10 protein-coding genes are annotated in these 14,015 nt (G+C 66.8%); 4 read left to right on the forward strand and 6 right to left on the reverse strand.

Features of this window, described 5'->3' with window-relative positions; genetic code table 11:
• Positions 1–31 precede the first annotated feature (31 nt).
• On the forward strand, positions 32–1,567 hold the full coding sequence (locus GGQ64_RS08680) for a lipopolysaccharide biosynthesis protein (protein ID WP_183802180.1): 1,536 nt from the start codon (positions 32–34) through the stop codon (positions 1,565–1,567).
• Positions 1,568–1,671: 104 nt separating this feature from the next.
• Positions 1,672–3,375 (forward strand): serine aminopeptidase domain-containing protein, encoded by a 1,704-nt coding sequence (locus GGQ64_RS08685; protein ID WP_183802183.1) that lies wholly within the window; start codon positions 1,672–1,674, stop codon positions 3,373–3,375.
• 47 nt (positions 3,376–3,422) lie between these two features.
• Here the strand turns inward: GGQ64_RS08685 and GGQ64_RS08690 are convergent, their stop codons facing one another.
• Genes GGQ64_RS08690 through GGQ64_RS08710 form a run of 5 tightly spaced genes read right to left on the reverse strand, consistent with a single transcriptional unit; the run spans position 3,423 to position 9,220 of the window.
• Positions 3,423–5,888, reverse strand: a complete 2,466-nt coding sequence (locus tag GGQ64_RS08690) for a glycoside hydrolase family 2 protein (RefSeq protein WP_183802185.1) — start codon at positions 5,886–5,888, stop codon at positions 3,423–3,425.
• Between the two features lie 13 nt (positions 5,889–5,901).
• A complete protein-coding gene (locus GGQ64_RS08695) occupies positions 5,902–6,882 on the reverse strand; it encodes a DUF1839 family protein (RefSeq protein ID WP_425488500.1) in 981 nt (326 codons plus the stop codon).
• Positions 6,879–7,790, reverse strand: coding sequence for an amino acid--[acyl-carrier-protein] ligase (locus GGQ64_RS08700; RefSeq protein WP_183802188.1), 912 nt, complete (start codon positions 7,788–7,790; stop codon positions 6,879–6,881). The genes GGQ64_RS08695 and GGQ64_RS08700 overlap by 4 nt, the downstream gene beginning before the upstream one ends.
• A 6-nt stretch (positions 7,791–7,796) precedes the next feature.
• Positions 7,797–8,969: an acyl-CoA dehydrogenase family protein gene (locus tag GGQ64_RS08705; protein ID WP_183802191.1), complete on the reverse strand. Its 1,173-nt coding sequence runs from the start codon at positions 8,967–8,969 to the stop codon at positions 7,797–7,799.
• On the reverse strand, positions 8,966–9,220 hold the full coding sequence (locus GGQ64_RS08710; protein ID WP_183802194.1) for an acyl carrier protein: 255 nt from the start codon (positions 9,218–9,220) through the stop codon (positions 8,966–8,968). The genes GGQ64_RS08705 and GGQ64_RS08710 overlap by 4 nt, the downstream gene beginning before the upstream one ends.
• Before the next feature lie 384 nt (positions 9,221–9,604).
• Here GGQ64_RS08710 and GGQ64_RS08715 point away from each other — a divergent pair, with 384 nt between their 5' ends.
• Both GGQ64_RS08715 and GGQ64_RS08720 read left to right on the forward strand, forming a co-directional pair.
• Positions 9,605–11,626 (forward strand): GumC family protein, encoded by a 2,022-nt coding sequence (locus tag GGQ64_RS08715; RefSeq protein WP_183802197.1) that lies wholly within the window; start codon positions 9,605–9,607, stop codon positions 11,624–11,626.
• Positions 11,627–11,638: 12 nt separating this feature from the next.
• A complete protein-coding gene (locus GGQ64_RS08720; protein ID WP_183802200.1) occupies positions 11,639–12,943 on the forward strand; it encodes a UDP-phosphate alpha N-acetylglucosaminyltransferase in 1,305 nt (434 codons plus the stop codon).
• Positions 12,944–12,949: 6 nt separating this feature from the next.
• Here the strand turns inward: GGQ64_RS08720 and GGQ64_RS08725 are convergent, their stop codons facing one another.
• Positions 12,950–13,993, reverse strand: coding sequence for a glycoside hydrolase family 5 protein (locus GGQ64_RS08725; RefSeq protein WP_183802203.1), 1,044 nt, complete (start codon positions 13,991–13,993; stop codon positions 12,950–12,952).
• Between the last annotated feature and the right edge of the window lie 22 nt (positions 13,994–14,015).

Here is a 14,015-nt window from a genome sequence, read left to right on the forward strand (position 1 = left end):
GGATCACGGCCGCCGGCCAGCGGATGGGACGATGAAGAGCAGCATCATGTCGAATTCGATCATGAACGCGGCAGCGGGGATGCTGCTGCTCGTGACCGGATTCGTCTCTTCCATCGCGATTGCCCGCCTGCTCGGCCCCGAAGCGAACGGGACCATAGCCTTTGCGCTCTGGGTGGCTGCGACCGGCGCCCTGGTGGCCGAACTCGGCACCGGCGTCATCCTGATGCGCTGCCTTCCCCAGTTGAGGGCGCGGGGGCTCGGCGTGCGCGAGCGGCGCGGCTTTGCCGCCTACCTGGCGCTCCCGGTGCTCGTCTCGACCGTTCTTCTCGTCATCCTCTACGGCTCGGCCTCCTGGGAGGCGGAGCACGAAGGGGTGATCGGCACGCCCCAGGGCATCGTCGTCCTGACCGGGCTGCTCCTGTGCGTCCAGTCGATCGGCGCTCTGTCGAAGAACTACCTGGTGGGCGAACAGCGACTGGGCGCGTTCTTCCGCATCACGGTGATCTCTTCCCTGCTGCAACTGGCGCTCGTCATTGGCGGAGCGATCGGGTTCGGCGTGGAAGGCGCGCTTGTCGGCTACATTGCCGGACAGCTGGCCCCGTTCGCCTTTGCGTTCGGCATCCTCGTCACGCCGCGCAGCAACGGCGGCTACAGCGCCAGGACGCTCGCGACATCGTCGGCGGTGCTGTTTATCGAGTTCGTGCTGAGCGCCGTCTTCCTGAACCGGGCGGAGCTGTTCTTCCTGCAGCAGTTTCGAAGCATCGAGGAAGTGGGCTTCTATGCCGTCGCGCTGTCGCTTGCCAATCTGGCGCTGCAGCTTCCCGTGCAACTGACCGGCAGCCTGATGCCGTTCTACGTCGAGCATCGGGAGAGCGCCGAGGGCATGCTCCCGCCGGGCCTGTTCGCCGCCGTCATGCGCAGCTTCGCCTATATCACCTTCCCGCTCTGTTTCGGCCTGGCCGCCATTTCCCAGCCGCTCGTCGTTGCGATCTACGGCGAGAGCTTCGCGCCCAGCGGCGTGATCGTGGCGATCCTCGCGGTCGGCTCGCCGGCCTTCGTCTTCATGCAACTGACCACGCAGTATCTCTACTCGATGGACCGCGTCGGCATCCGGCTCCTGACGACCGGGATCGGCGCCGTGCTGATGGTCGCCGGATGCCTCGCGGCCGTTCCCTTCTTCGGCGGACCGGGTGCTGCGATCGTGCGCGGCTGCGTCTTTCTGACGATCGGCTGCATCCTTCTCGCCAGCATGCGCGGTGTCGACATGACGGCGTCGCTCGCAATCACGGTTGCCAAGGTCGCCGGTTCGGCCGCAGCCTGCGGGCTCGCAGCATTCGCAATCGCAGGCACGATGCCGGGCGTCGCCGGGCTTGCAGCGGCGATCCTCGCCGGGGCGCTGACCTACGCCCTCTGCCTGCGCCTGACCCAGGCGGTGCCGGAGGTCGATGCACGGACCATCGATGCGCTGCTTTCCCGCCTTCCCCGTCGCTATGGCCCGACGCTACAGCGTGCCCTGTCGCTGATTGCGCCCTTTTCCGCGGCCGATGCCCGGGTGCCTGCGGAGTGACGACCATGCTACGGACAAACGATCTTCCGGTTGACGCCGCCGCCGGCAGAGGCGCCCCCTGGACGCCGGGATCGGCGGCGCTGCCCGTTTGCATTGAGAGGACCGTGGGCCTCTTCACGCCGTCGATGACGGGCACGACGCCGTCCGACTGCGCCGTGCTCTTCCTCAGCCCATGGGGCTTCGAGGAGATGTGCACGCGCAAGCTCTGGCGGGACCTGGCCGAACGGTTCGCGGGCCTCGGGGTTGCGAGCCTGCGCTTCGATTATCCCGGCACGGGCGACTCGCTCGACCATATGGAATTTTCCGGCGGCCTTCCGGTATGGGAAAAAGCGACCGAGGCCGCAGCGACCGAACTGCGCCGCCTTTCCGGCACGACACGGCTGATCCTGGTGGGTCACGGGCTGGGAGCGACGTTTTCGATCCTTTTTGGGCGGCAGCTCGGGGCGGTCGAGGGAATGGTGCTGATGGCACCGGTGGTCAGCGGGCGCTCCTATCTGCGCGAACTTTCCGCCTGGTCGAAGATGGTGGACGACGGCCTCGGGCTTGCCGAGGAACAGCGTCTCACCGGGAAGACGTCGATAGCAGGCCTCGTCATGCCGGAGGACGTGGCAGCCGCTGTGCGCAAGATCAATCTGCAGGCCACGGATGCCGCTCCGGCCGGGTCGATCCTGATGGTCCACAGGCCTGCCCGGGACAACGAGGCAGCCCTCGCCGCGCGGCTGGAAGAGCTGGGAGCCATCATCAGCCGTCAACCCTATCTCGGCTACGACGAACTCGTCTCCAACCCCACCATCGCGACCCAGCCCGAGGCAGTCGCAAGCCGGGTCACCGAATGGGTCGGAGCGCTGGCGGCCGCGGCCGGACCTGCGAGCGGGCCGCAGTCGTCGCCGTTCCCGGCAGTTCTGAAGGGTGACGACTTTTTCGAGGAGCCGCTGCGGTTCGGGCCGAACAGCCGGCTGTCCGGCGTCGTCTGCATGCCGGCCGGCGCGCGGCGCGGCGCATCCGTCATCCTGCTCGGCACCGCCTACGACCGGCACGCCGGATGGGCGCGCTCGACCGTCGATACGGCACGGTGCCTTGCGCTGCAGGGCATTGCGTCCCTCCGGTTCGACGCCGCCAATGTCGGCGACAGCCCGCCGGTGGACGGCGCGGCGGGACAGGTCCTCTTTTCCGAAGGGCAGAGGGACGACGTGCGCTCCGCCTTCGACCTGATGGCCGAGCGGCAGCTTTCACCGGCTGTCCTTGCCGGGCGATGCAGCGGTGCCTACCTCGCCTTCCAGAGCGCCATCGACGAGCCACGCTGCAGCGGTGTCGTCGCCATCAACCCCTTCACCTTCGTCTGGGACCGGGATGAAGGCGTCGATGAGGCACTGCGGTACAATCCACGCTCGCTCGGCGACTATCGCAAGCGGGCGTTAAGTCTGGACACGTTGCGTCGGCTGGCTTCCGGCCAGATCAATCTCGGGCGTGCGGCGGTCAACATCGGCAAGCAGCTCGGCCGTAGGGCCGCCTTGATGGCACCGGGCCTGCTGGGGCGCCTGTCGAAGTACGGCCGGCTGCGGCATGCCGTGCTTTCCGCCTTCCGCGCGCTTGCGGAACGGCGCACACCGGTGCGGCTGATCTACAGCGGCACCGACGTGGGGCTGGAGCGCTACCACGCCTATTTCGGGGCCGATGGGTCCGGCATGACGGCATTTGCGAATGTCACGGTCGAGATCGTCCCGGATGCCGACCACAACATGTCGCCACCCTCAGCCAAGGCTCTCGTGCAAAGGCGAATCGTCGAGGCGGCGCTCGCCGCCGACTGAGCGGCCAGCTAGGCGGACGGGGCGAAGCGCCAGGAATGCTTCCCGGCTCAGAAGGAAACCGCAGCAGGCAGGTTCAGCGCGGACAGTTCTCCGCCGGGGCGTTCCACGGCGCCCGTCCGCACCAGCCGGATGACGCGCTCCCCGCCGGGGGAAAGATGGAACCAGTTGTCCGAGGGCAGGAAGCCCGGGCAATCGATGTGGGCCGACTGCAGCAGCCGGTCCGCCCCGACCCGCAGCTGCCAGCCGCCCTCCGCCTCTTCCAGCGCGACGGTCGCCGTTGCCGGATGAAGGGCGCGCGCACGGCCTTGCGGGAAATGGAAGGCTTCAGCGACGATCGCCGGACTGTCACCTTCCCGCAAGGTCACGATGGTCACGTCGTGGGCGGGCGGGCCGAAGCGGAAGGCATAGGTCGTGTCGAAGAAGGCGCCGAAGAGATCGGTGGCGGCGAAGGTGGCGGCACCGCGGGCCGCAAGCGTCAGGGCGCGCCGCCCGGTGACGACGGGCTGGCGGCCGTCGCGCAGGCAGGTGAGTTCGACGGTCAGTTCGCGTCCGCCATCCGTCTCGTTGATCACGTGCACGTCGAGGCCGTTGGTGCCCTCGTCGGACAGCAGCACCTGGAGCGGGCGGAAGGCTCGGCGCAGCGCGTGCCAGGCCGGCTTCGGCAGGCCGGTGGCATCGACGACGCCCCAGCCCGCGCCGGGCATGAGGTCCTGAAGCGTCCAGACGAGCGCGCCGTTGGAGGTCGATTGCGGCCGCCGCCATTCGGAATAGGTCGTCTCCATGACCTCGCCGCTGACGGCGCGGGAGAAATCGAGGTAGCGGAGAGGGTCCTCGCGACGCAGGCGTGCAGGATCGCAATCGTAGAGCAGGCCGAGATAGTGGTCGCGCACGTCCTCGAAATCCCAGGAGGCGCCGCGGTCGCGCGGGACCCGTGCCTTCCAGCGCGGGTCGTGCACGGCGGGGACGGGAAGATGCGCCTCGAGCGTCGCCTGCTCCGGCACGTTGGCAAATGCCAGAGATTCGGCTGCGAAGCGCACGCCGGCCCGGCGCGCGTCCTCGAGCGGCCGGCAATAGGCGCCGACGCCATAGTAGTGCGCGACGCCGGCATTGGGGGAAAACGGCATGGCGCCGCCGAAGGGCGAGTTTGGGACGAACGGGACGTCGGGACGCAGCGCCCGTACAGCCTCGGGCAGGACCATATCCGTCAGCGGCCCGCTCCAGGCGGCAGCCGGCAGGCCCAGCATCGCCGCCTGCTGGAACACCTCGCTGCCGCCGCACAGGACGGCCAGCGAGGGCGAGGCGGCCGTGCGCTGCAGGAGCTGTTCGACCTCGGTTCGCAGCAAGGCGACGAAGTCTTCGTCGGCCGCCGGATAGTCGAAGTTCGCCAGCATGACGTCCTGCCAGACGAGAATGCCGAGCTCGTCGCACAGGTCGAAGAAGGCCTTGGTCTCGTAGGCCATGGTGCCGCCGATGCGCAGCATGTTCATGCCGGCCCCGGCCGCAAGCCGCAAAGTCGGCTCGTAGCCCCCTCGCGTACCCGGCAGGTCGACGATGTCGGCATTCGTCCAGACTGCGCCACGGCAGAAGACCGGGACACCGTTCACCTGCAAGGCGAAACCGCTGCCGTCCACGCCGGTGTCGATTTCAATCCGGCGGAATCCGGTGCGGCCGAGCGCATGGCTCTCGCCGTCCAGCTCGACCTCGACCGCATGCAGCACCGGCCGGCCATGGGTGTGCGGCCACCAGGCCGCGACGTCGAGGATGGAGAGGGCGCCGTTCCATCGGCCGTCGGCACCGCGCTCCATGGGAACCGTGATACCGGCGCAGCGCAGGACGGCGGTGCGTGTGCCATCGCCGGCCAGAAACGAAACGGCAAGATGCCCGGTGTCGTCCGGCGCCAGTGTGGCCGCCATGCGGATGTCCCGCGGCTTGCCCGGCTGCGGCCGCACGAGGCGGACGGGGCGGTAAGGGCCGACCGCATGCACGGAAGGACACCATCCCGGCATCCGGCCGAGCAGGGTGGTGCGCGTGAGCCGCACGCCTTGCGGAACGATCATCTGCGGGCGCCAGCGGGCGCGCGGGCCGCGTCGCTCGAGATGGGGGGCGAGCGCGCGAAAACAGACCGCCAGACGGTCCCTGCCGGTGACATGCACGTCGATCTCGTGAGCCACGAACATCGAGCGGGAGGAAAGTCGGAGCTCGCCGTTCCAGTAGACGTCTGCGATCGTCGCCAGGCCATCGAGGGTGAGCACGGCAGGACCCGGCTTTTCGCCGGAGAGATCGAGCAGGTACCACGCATCGTATCCGTCGAGCGGCATCGGATCGTCGCGGTCGAAGCGTCCCGCGCGTTCCAGCACGCCCGCGACCGTCCCCGGCACCGGCGCATCCAGCATTTCGATATCGGACCCGATCATGGAGGGGTCGGAGCACGCGCCGGCCGTGGTGAGGCACAGCTTCCAGCCCCTCTCCAGTTCCACGATGTGCGGGGACGTGCCTTCAGCCAGTTCGCTCATGCGCCCTCTGGCCTCAGTCGATGCGGCGTTCGAGCACGGCTATCATCTCGTCCCAGGCCGAAACTGCCGGGTCGAGCGCGGTCGCTAGGGGCTCGAAGCGCTTGCGGGTGACCGCGCGGGCGAGCTGGAACTGCACCGACTTGGCGTTCTCGGCGATGCGACGCGCGGCTGCCGCCGCATCCGACAGCGTGCCGTCCGGGGCTATCCAGTCGAGATGGCTGGCCGCGAGCTCGAAATTGGCGCCCAACTGGCGCAGCGTGTTGAAGGCATATTTGTGGAAGAAGCCGAAGGGGCGTTCCGCAACGGCCTCGACCTGGCCGGGAAAGACGGCGACGAAGGCGGCAACGGGGTTTTCCAGCGGCCGACGCTGCAGATGGAAGCGCAGCAGGCGACGGGCGGCCCTTGCCATGTCGGCTTCGGCCGGGTGCGCGGCGGGGAATTTCGCAAATTCCGTATAGGGCAGGAACGGCAACGTATCGGTCGGCGCGTCGAGCTGGAACAGCCCGTCGAAATCCTCGCCTTCCAGCCTGAAGAAGCCGGCATTGTGGAAGTAGTCGAGCGTGCGGTTCGCAAGGTCCAGCCGGTTGATCGCCACCGTCGTCTTGCCGTGCTCCAACCGGTAGGCGACGCCACGCGTATCGGGCATGTAGAAACTGTCCATCTCCACCAGGCACAGGCGGCCGCGGCCGATCTGCTCGGCGACGTGGCGCTCGACGCGGTCGTAGATCGCAAGCTCGGTGCAGCGGATGCCGTAGAGGACTTCGAGATCCTCGAGCGGCACCTTGAAAAAGGTGAACTGGTCGCCCTCGAAGTCCTGCGTGAGCGTGAAGCTCAGCATGGCCTCCGGCGGCAGCGCCCGTGCGTTCAGCACCTCGATCCAAAGGTCGACGTAGCAGTTTGTCTCCGGCCACATGCGCTCGTGGTCGTGCAGCGCGTGCGGCCGGTATGTGGCGGGATCGAGCCCGGGAAAGACGGAAGCCGTGCCCAAAGTCAGCCCCAGAGGGTCTTGCGGACGCTCTCCGGCCAGTCGGCGACGTCGAGGCCATGGGTGTGGAACAAGGCGAGTGCGATGCGCTCCAGGCCGAAGCCAACGCAGGCGGTGTGCGCCACGCTGCCGTCTTCCATGTTCAGGCCCCATTTCGAGCCGAACGCATCCTGATGATAGTTGAAGCTCATGCAGGCGGTCGGCTTTGAGACCGAGGTGATCGGGATCAGCAGCTCGAACTTGAGATCCTGGTCGCGCTGGTTGTTGGCCAGCATCTTGCCAGCGCGGCCGAAGAAGGGATCGTTGGCGACGTCGATCGTGACCTCGAGGCCGACCTCCTTCATCATCGCCACGCCGCGATCCATCCAGGACTGGCGGAAATCGGTGACATGCTTCTCCGTGCCCATGCAGACATATTCGCGCATGCGGAACAGCTGCTGGCGCGCCGGATCCTGCGACGGCTCGTGGCGGAAGCAGTAGGACTGCAGGTCGTAGAGCGCGCCCTTTGCCGGGATCGGCCCACGTCTGGCAACGGTCGGATAGAGCGGGTAGCAGGCGGCCGGCGTCAGGACGATATCCGTCGCCTTCTGATCCCTGGTCCAGTCCTCCTCGCCCACTTCCATGCACCTGAGCAGGCTCATGTGGTCGAGCTCGTTGCCGCAGAAGGAATGGACGGTGCCCGCGAGCTGCGGGAAGCTCTTCATGTAGCCGCTCTTCTCGAAGAAGGCGCGGTTCATGCCCGGCGGGAAGCGCATCGCTTCGGCGCCGTCGCCACCGCCGACGCGGTCGATCAGTCGCTCGAAGGCCGCAATCACGTCCTCGAACTGGCCGCTGCGGCCATAGAGACCGTCAACGCCGGTATCGATCAGCAGACCGGCATCGAACAGCCGGTCGAGAAACGAGGTCTGCATATCCATGGTTCTTCACCCCAGGAGACTGGTGTCCTGCTTGTGGACAAGCAGGAGATTGGACGTGTTGCCGAGAATGCGGTCGTTGGAAATCATCAGTTGGGCCGAATGCGCGTCGCGCAGGTGCCGGCCGAGGCTGTAGGGCGTGCCGTTCTTGTAGCCCATGATGCCGCAGATCAGCATGGCGTGGTTGATGATCGTCAGGATCGTCTCGGACGAGCCGATCTTCAGATTGTTCATGGCGACGGCGAAGCCCATCGACGACAGCCGGTCGGCATCCGCCTTCGCCGCCTCGAATTCGTTCAGGCCCGCGACCACGTTCGACTTCAGGATCTGCAGAAGGTTCGAGGCTTCGGCCAGGCGAAGGGCTCCGGGCGGCGTCTGGCCGGGCGCCTTGCGGGCCGCGGCGCGGACGAAGGCCTGCGCCCGCGCCATTGCATTGGCGGCGATGCCGTACCAGACGGCACTCCAGAGAAGATGCGAGGTGGCGAGCATCGACTGGGCGGCGATCTCGGCAAAAGGCTTGGGCAGGATCTGCTCGGCCGGCGCCCGGCCCTTGAACAGATAGCCGTCGGAGCACGTGCCGCGCATGCCGAGCGTATCCCAGACATGGGTGCGCTCCAGCGTGTACTGATCCCTGGTGAACACCGTCATGACCTGATCGGTGGAGGCGGCCTCGGCATGGCTGCGCGAGGTGATCAGGATCGCGTCCGCGTTCGCGCCGTAGGAGATGACGGTCGCGTCCTTCTCGAGCCGGCAGCGATCACCCTCGACCTCGATGGCGCAGATGCTGTTGCGCAGGTTGCCGCCGATGCCGCCTTCCGTCGTGGCGGAAGCCAGAAGCAGCTGTTCGTCGGCGATGCGGCGCATGAAGGCGCTGTGCCAGGCGACATCCGCGCCATGCGAGACGAGGCTCGACGCCTTGATCTGGTGCATGGCGAAAACCATGGCTGCGGCGGCGCAGGACTGGCCCAAAATGGAGCAGACCTCGGCGATCTCGGCGATGTTCGCCCCTTCGCCACCGAGTTCCTTAGCGATCTGGATGGACAGCAGGCGTTCGGCGCGCATGGCGTCCACCGCCTCCTGCGGGAAGCGTCCCTTCACGTCGACATCGCCGGCGTGCGCCTCGGCCACGGCGGCAACGCGGGCGGCTCTCTCCGCCAGGCTTGCGCCGGTGGACATGTTCATTCGGCAGCCTCCGCATTGCCGGTCAGGCTCTCGACCGTGCGGGTGATGGCCGCGATGCTCTGGAACGACTTGCGGTTGAGCAGATTGTCCGGAAACTCCAGGTCGAAGGCTTCCTCGATCGCCAGCATGATCTGGACCGAGGCGAAGGACGACAGGCCGGCCGCGTAGAGGTCCTGGTCGTCGACGATCTGGTCGACGGCGACCGGCAGGCCGCCATGCTTGGCAAGCAACTCACGGATCTTCTGCTTCATGGCGACACTCTCCCGCGCTGTTCTCTTGTCGGCAGGCGATGCCGCCCGCTCCGATCTGGTTCAACCAGAGGCATACATGAGGAGAGATAAGAACGCTTGAAGGGACATGGATAAGATTCCATGAAGACGGCCCGGCACCCGCTCCGGATCAAGGAGAAGGTACTCCACTGCGGCCGCCCGCTCCGAAAAGCATCGTATTTTCAATATCCTTAATATTTCCGCCACCGCCCCTGCCGCGGTCTTTCCTGCCTCCCGGTTGAGAGGTTGTTAACCATAATCTGAGAGGTTGCAGGACGGTTCCCGGGAAGCACCCGTGTGATCGGACGGCGGCGAAGGCTGCGAAATTCGGCCGCGTCCCCCTGGGCACGGGCAACGGGACATTTGATGGACATCGACATTTTTCAGCTGCCGGGCATCGTGAGGAAGAGGATCCACTATGTGGTCCTCGCTGCGATGGTGTGCGCGCTGCTGGGCATGGGCTTCGTCCTCACCCAGAAGCCGTTCTACCGCTCGACCGTGGAGATCTTCGTCGACATCGGGGCGGGGCCTGTCGTCGGCACCGATACGGGCGGATCTCTCAACATGCAGCAGGTGATCGGCAGCCAGATCTACCTGATCCAGTCCCGCGACGTGCTGCGCGACGTCGTCACCAGGCTCGACCTCACCAGGGACCCCTATTTCAACGGCAGCGGCCTGCTGTCCAGGCTGCTGGGACGGACGAAGACGGACGCTGCGACTGTCGACGGCGTCATCAATGCCCTGCTCGAAAACCTGAGCGTCGCGCGCAACGGCGACAGCTTCGTCTTCACCATCACCGTCAAGCACGGCAACAGCGAGATGGCCGCGAAGATCGCCAATGCCATCGCCGAAAGCTACCTCACCGTGGCCGACAAGGCCCGCCTGGACGTCAGCTTGAAGACCACCCGCACGATCGCCGAACAGGCGGAGGAGCTGCGCCAGCGCGTGCTCGACGCCCAGGAGGCGGTGGAGGATTTCCGGGCCGAGAACGGCATGATCAGCGCCGGCGACCAGGGGCTGATCACCGACCAGCAACTCGCCGGCCTGAACCAGCAGCTTCTGGCAGCGCGCCAGCAGGTCGAGCAACAGAAGACGGCCTACGAGCAGGCGCGCCAGCTCAACGTGTCCAATGTCGAGGCCGGCGCCATACCCGAAACGCTGAACTCCGGCGCGCTCTCCGGACTGCGCAGCCGCTATTCGCAAGCGCTCGACCGCCAGGCGGAACTTGCAGCCAACCTCGGCAACGACCATCCGCAGATGCGTGCCATCCGCTCGCAGATCGCCAGCATCCGCAATGCCATCGAGATCGAGCTCGAGCGCATTCGTCAGCTGTCGGCCAACACCTATGAGCGCACCAGGGCAAACCTCGTCTCGCTGGAAAAACGCTTCGACGACCAGGCGGCCTCGAGCAAGGACAACGGCAAGCTCCGCTTCCAACTGGTGCAGCTGACCAGCGAGGCCCAGGCGATCGACGCGGTCTACAAGGCATTTCTCACCCGCGCGGAGGAACTGAGCCGTCAGCAGGATCTCGGCAACGGCAATTCCCGCGTCATCTCCGAAGCCGTCCCGTCCGACAAGGCGGTGCAGGCGCCGAAGCTTCTCGTGCTGATCGCCGCGGTCCTGTTCGGCTCGGCCGCCGGGGCGACCCTTGCGGTGCTGCGCGAACTCCTGGGCGGTACCAAGCGCATGGAACGAAGCCTCGTAGCCAAGACCAGCGCTCCAATGCTCGCGGTCATGGCAGGCAACGCGCCATCGCCATCCGGGCGCATCGACAGCTTCACGCGCCGACTGCCGTTCGCACGGCCATCCGCCCCGGAAGCCTTGCCGCGAGAGGCGGGGATCCGCAGGCTGGGCCAGTTGCTCGAGGCGGAATTCGGCGCCACCCGTCCCGCCACCATCGCATTCCTGTCTCCCGACGGCAGCGGCCGGGACGGCGTCGCCGCGGACGTGGCGCGCGAGCTGCATGTCGCCGGCGAGGTCGTACTCTTCTGCGACGGCGAACTCCGCCCCAGGGACCATTCCGCCGCACGGCCGTCCTGGAGCGTCAAGATCCGCCTCGACGCCGGCGCGCCGCGCGGCCATGCGCTGGAGGATGTCCTGCACTTCGAGCGTATCGGCGCCGGCGGCCTGAGACGGATCGCAGCGCTTGGATCCTCCCGTGTCAGCACCGCGCCGCGGACCGAACCCGTCGATTTCACCGTCGTCGATTGCAGCGGCACGCCGGCCGAAACCGTGATCCCCACCGTCCTCAAGCACACCGACGCCGTCATCATCGTCTCGACCGTCGGCGCCACCGGCGGCGATGCACTCGACACGCTGATGGCGGAAATCGGCCCGTGGCGCGACAAGATCCTCGGCAACGTCCTCCTGTCCCGCAGGGCGCCATAGGAGACGTCGAGGATGGCCCGCACGGAATCGATCGGCTACGGGACGGGCTTCAGCAACCGGCGGAGCCGGAGCACCCCACAGGTGCGCCACGATGCCGGCGCTCCGGCCAGGATCGATCCCGTGCGCGTCGCCGCGATCGTGACGGTGATCGGCGGCCTCGTGTTCAACGCGCTCCTCTGCCTGGTCAACACGCGTTTCATGGGCATGGCCGATCGCCACGTCATCATGTCGGAGCTTGCGATCGTCGGCTGCGCATTCCTCGCGGCCATGACGCGAAAGTCCACGCTCTACGTGATCCTGGGCGTGTTCGTCAGCTACATGCTGTTTTTGTTCATGCTGCGCGGGCAGGTGAACCCGAAGGCGGTCCGCGACATCCTCATCCCGCTGACCTTCTATTTCATGGCTGTGCGCATCGCCGATGCGAGGCTCGCCGACAAGCTCGTGATGGCAAGCGGCCTGATCGTCGTCGGCTTCGGGCTGTTCGAGTATCTCTTCCTGGAAACCTTCCTCGAGTATTTCAACGTCATCGGCTACTACCTTGCGCGCGGCACCGTGACGCTCGACCAGGTGTTCGGGCAGACCAAGGGCCTGTTCGTTTCCGGCCAGCGCCCCGAGGCACGAACGATCCTGCCCTTCCTCGGCCAGCATCGCGTCTCCTCGGTCTTCCTGGAGCCGGTCTCGATGGGCAATTTCGCCGTGATCATCTATTCCTGGGCGCTCTATCGCGGTCGCGCCTTTCCGGGCCGGTGGCTGGTCTTTGCGCTCGCCTTCACCGTGATCGCGATGGCCGACGCGCGCTTCGGGCTCTACAGCTGCGTGCTGATCACGCTTCTCTATCCCGTCTATTCCTTCCTGCCGCGGCTGGTCTGGGTGGTCCTGCCCTTCTTCCTGCTGGCCGTCCTGTCTGTCTACGGCATCACCTCGGTTTCCGGCGGGGGGCCGAACGACCTCGCCGGACGGTTTGCAGTCACCGCACACATCCTCACACAGCTCGACCTGGGTGTTGTGCTCGGCGCGGAGACGACCGACGCGTTCACCGCCGATTCCGGCATTTCCTATTCGCTGACCGCCTTCGGGATCTTCGGCTTCATCGGGCTGTGGACGATGTTCGTGCACGCGCCACTGAAGGACGCGGGGGCCTGGCGCTTCCATTCGATGATGATCGTCTACCTGCTGCTTCTGATGCTGATCAGCGACTCGTTCTATTCGATCAAGACGGCTGCCCTGATGTGGTTCCTGGTCGGCACGGCCGGCGCCTGCCGGCAAACGGTCGTTGCTCAACGGCCGTTCGCCCCGGCCCTGCCACATCGCGCGTAACGTTTCCTATTCGGCTTCGCCGAGCGCCGGGCAGGCGCCCTTCGGCGCCGGGATGCTGCCGCCATATTCGAGGGCGCGCAGCTGTGGCCGGTCGCCTCCCTTGGTCGGCTGGATGTTGAGCGCCTCGGTTTCCGGCCACCAGTCGCCGGCCGCCCAGTAGGTCCAGCCGGTCCACACGTCCGGGGCGCCGTCGACGACGGCGGTCATGCGCGACAGGGCCGTCAGGCATTCGGTCCTGGCGGGCGCGCCGAATTCCCCGAGAAAACCACGCTTGCCGTTCTCGCGCAGCCAGGCCGTGAAGCGCTCGAGCGCAGCGACGGCATCCGCCGCACCCTCGCAGGTGTCGTGCGTGCCGGAGAAATCGTCGTCCAGGTACTGGTGGACCTCGTAGGCGTAGTTCTTCGCCGGATCCTCGACGCCCAGCATCACGCCGGCGTTCGAGCCGCCGGGACGCTCGCTTTCCCAGCTATGGGCGCCGGTCCAGATCGTTCCGGGGACATAGACGAGATTTTCGGCCCCTGCACCTCGGATCGCGGCGATGGCGGCGTTGGCGGCGACCAGCCATTGGTCGGCCGCAATGTCGTGAGGCTCGTTCATCAGGCCGAACTGCACCGCCGGATCGTTTGCGAACTCGGTGGCAAGCCGCCGCCAGAAGTCGGCGAAGGCCTCCACGGGGACCGAGGCAGAACCGATCTGCCTGCCGCCGTGATAGGCATAGTTGTGCGGATCGAGAACCACCGTGAAGCCCGCCGCCTTCAGGCGCTTGACGGTGTCGGCGAGACGCCGGCGCTCGCCCATCGCAAACGCCCGGCCGAGCCTCGGCTGAAGCCGCTCCCAGCGGAAGGGCAGCCGTGCACCGTTGAACCCCTTGCCGGCGAAGTACCGGATCGTCTCATCGCTCGGATAGATGTAGTCCTTGCCGTAGACGCCCGGCGGATCGCCGAACTCGGCGCCGGCAAGGTTGACGCCACGCATGCAAGCGGCAGACGCGTCGAAAGGAAGGACCAGCGCCAGCGCGAGCCCGCCGATCCGCATCGCCCTGCGCCTCATCTGCCTGCTCCCGGATGCGTCC

Origin of the sequence: Mycoplana azooxidifex (assembly GCF_014196765.1) — a bacterium.
In the GTDB taxonomy this organism is placed as follows: Bacteria; Pseudomonadota; Alphaproteobacteria; order Rhizobiales; family Rhizobiaceae; genus Mycoplana; species Mycoplana azooxidifex.

Coding starts and splice junctions, on each gene's coding strand:
- GGQ64_RS08720 (WP_183802200.1), top strand. CDS start 11,639: ATGGCCCGCACGGAATCGATCGGCTACGGGACGGGCTTCAGCAACCGG.
- GGQ64_RS08680 (WP_183802180.1), top strand. CDS start 32: ATGAAGAGCAGCATCATGTCGAATTCGATCATGAACGCGGCAGCGGGG.
- GGQ64_RS08725 (WP_183802203.1), bottom strand. CDS start 13,993: ATGAGGCGCAGGGCGATGCGGATCGGCGGGCTCGCGCTGGCGCTGGTC.
- GGQ64_RS08710 (WP_183802194.1), bottom strand. CDS start 9,220: ATGAAGCAGAAGATCCGTGAGTTGCTTGCCAAGCATGGCGGCCTGCCG.
- GGQ64_RS08700 (WP_183802188.1), bottom strand. CDS start 7,790: ATGGATATGCAGACCTCGTTTCTCGACCGGCTGTTCGATGCCGGTCTG.
- GGQ64_RS08715 (WP_183802197.1), top strand. CDS start 9,605: ATGGACATCGACATTTTTCAGCTGCCGGGCATCGTGAGGAAGAGGATC.
- GGQ64_RS08690 (WP_183802185.1), bottom strand. CDS start 5,888: ATGAGCGAACTGGCTGAAGGCACGTCCCCGCACATCGTGGAACTGGAG.
- GGQ64_RS08705 (WP_183802191.1), bottom strand. CDS start 8,969: ATGAACATGTCCACCGGCGCAAGCCTGGCGGAGAGAGCCGCCCGCGTT.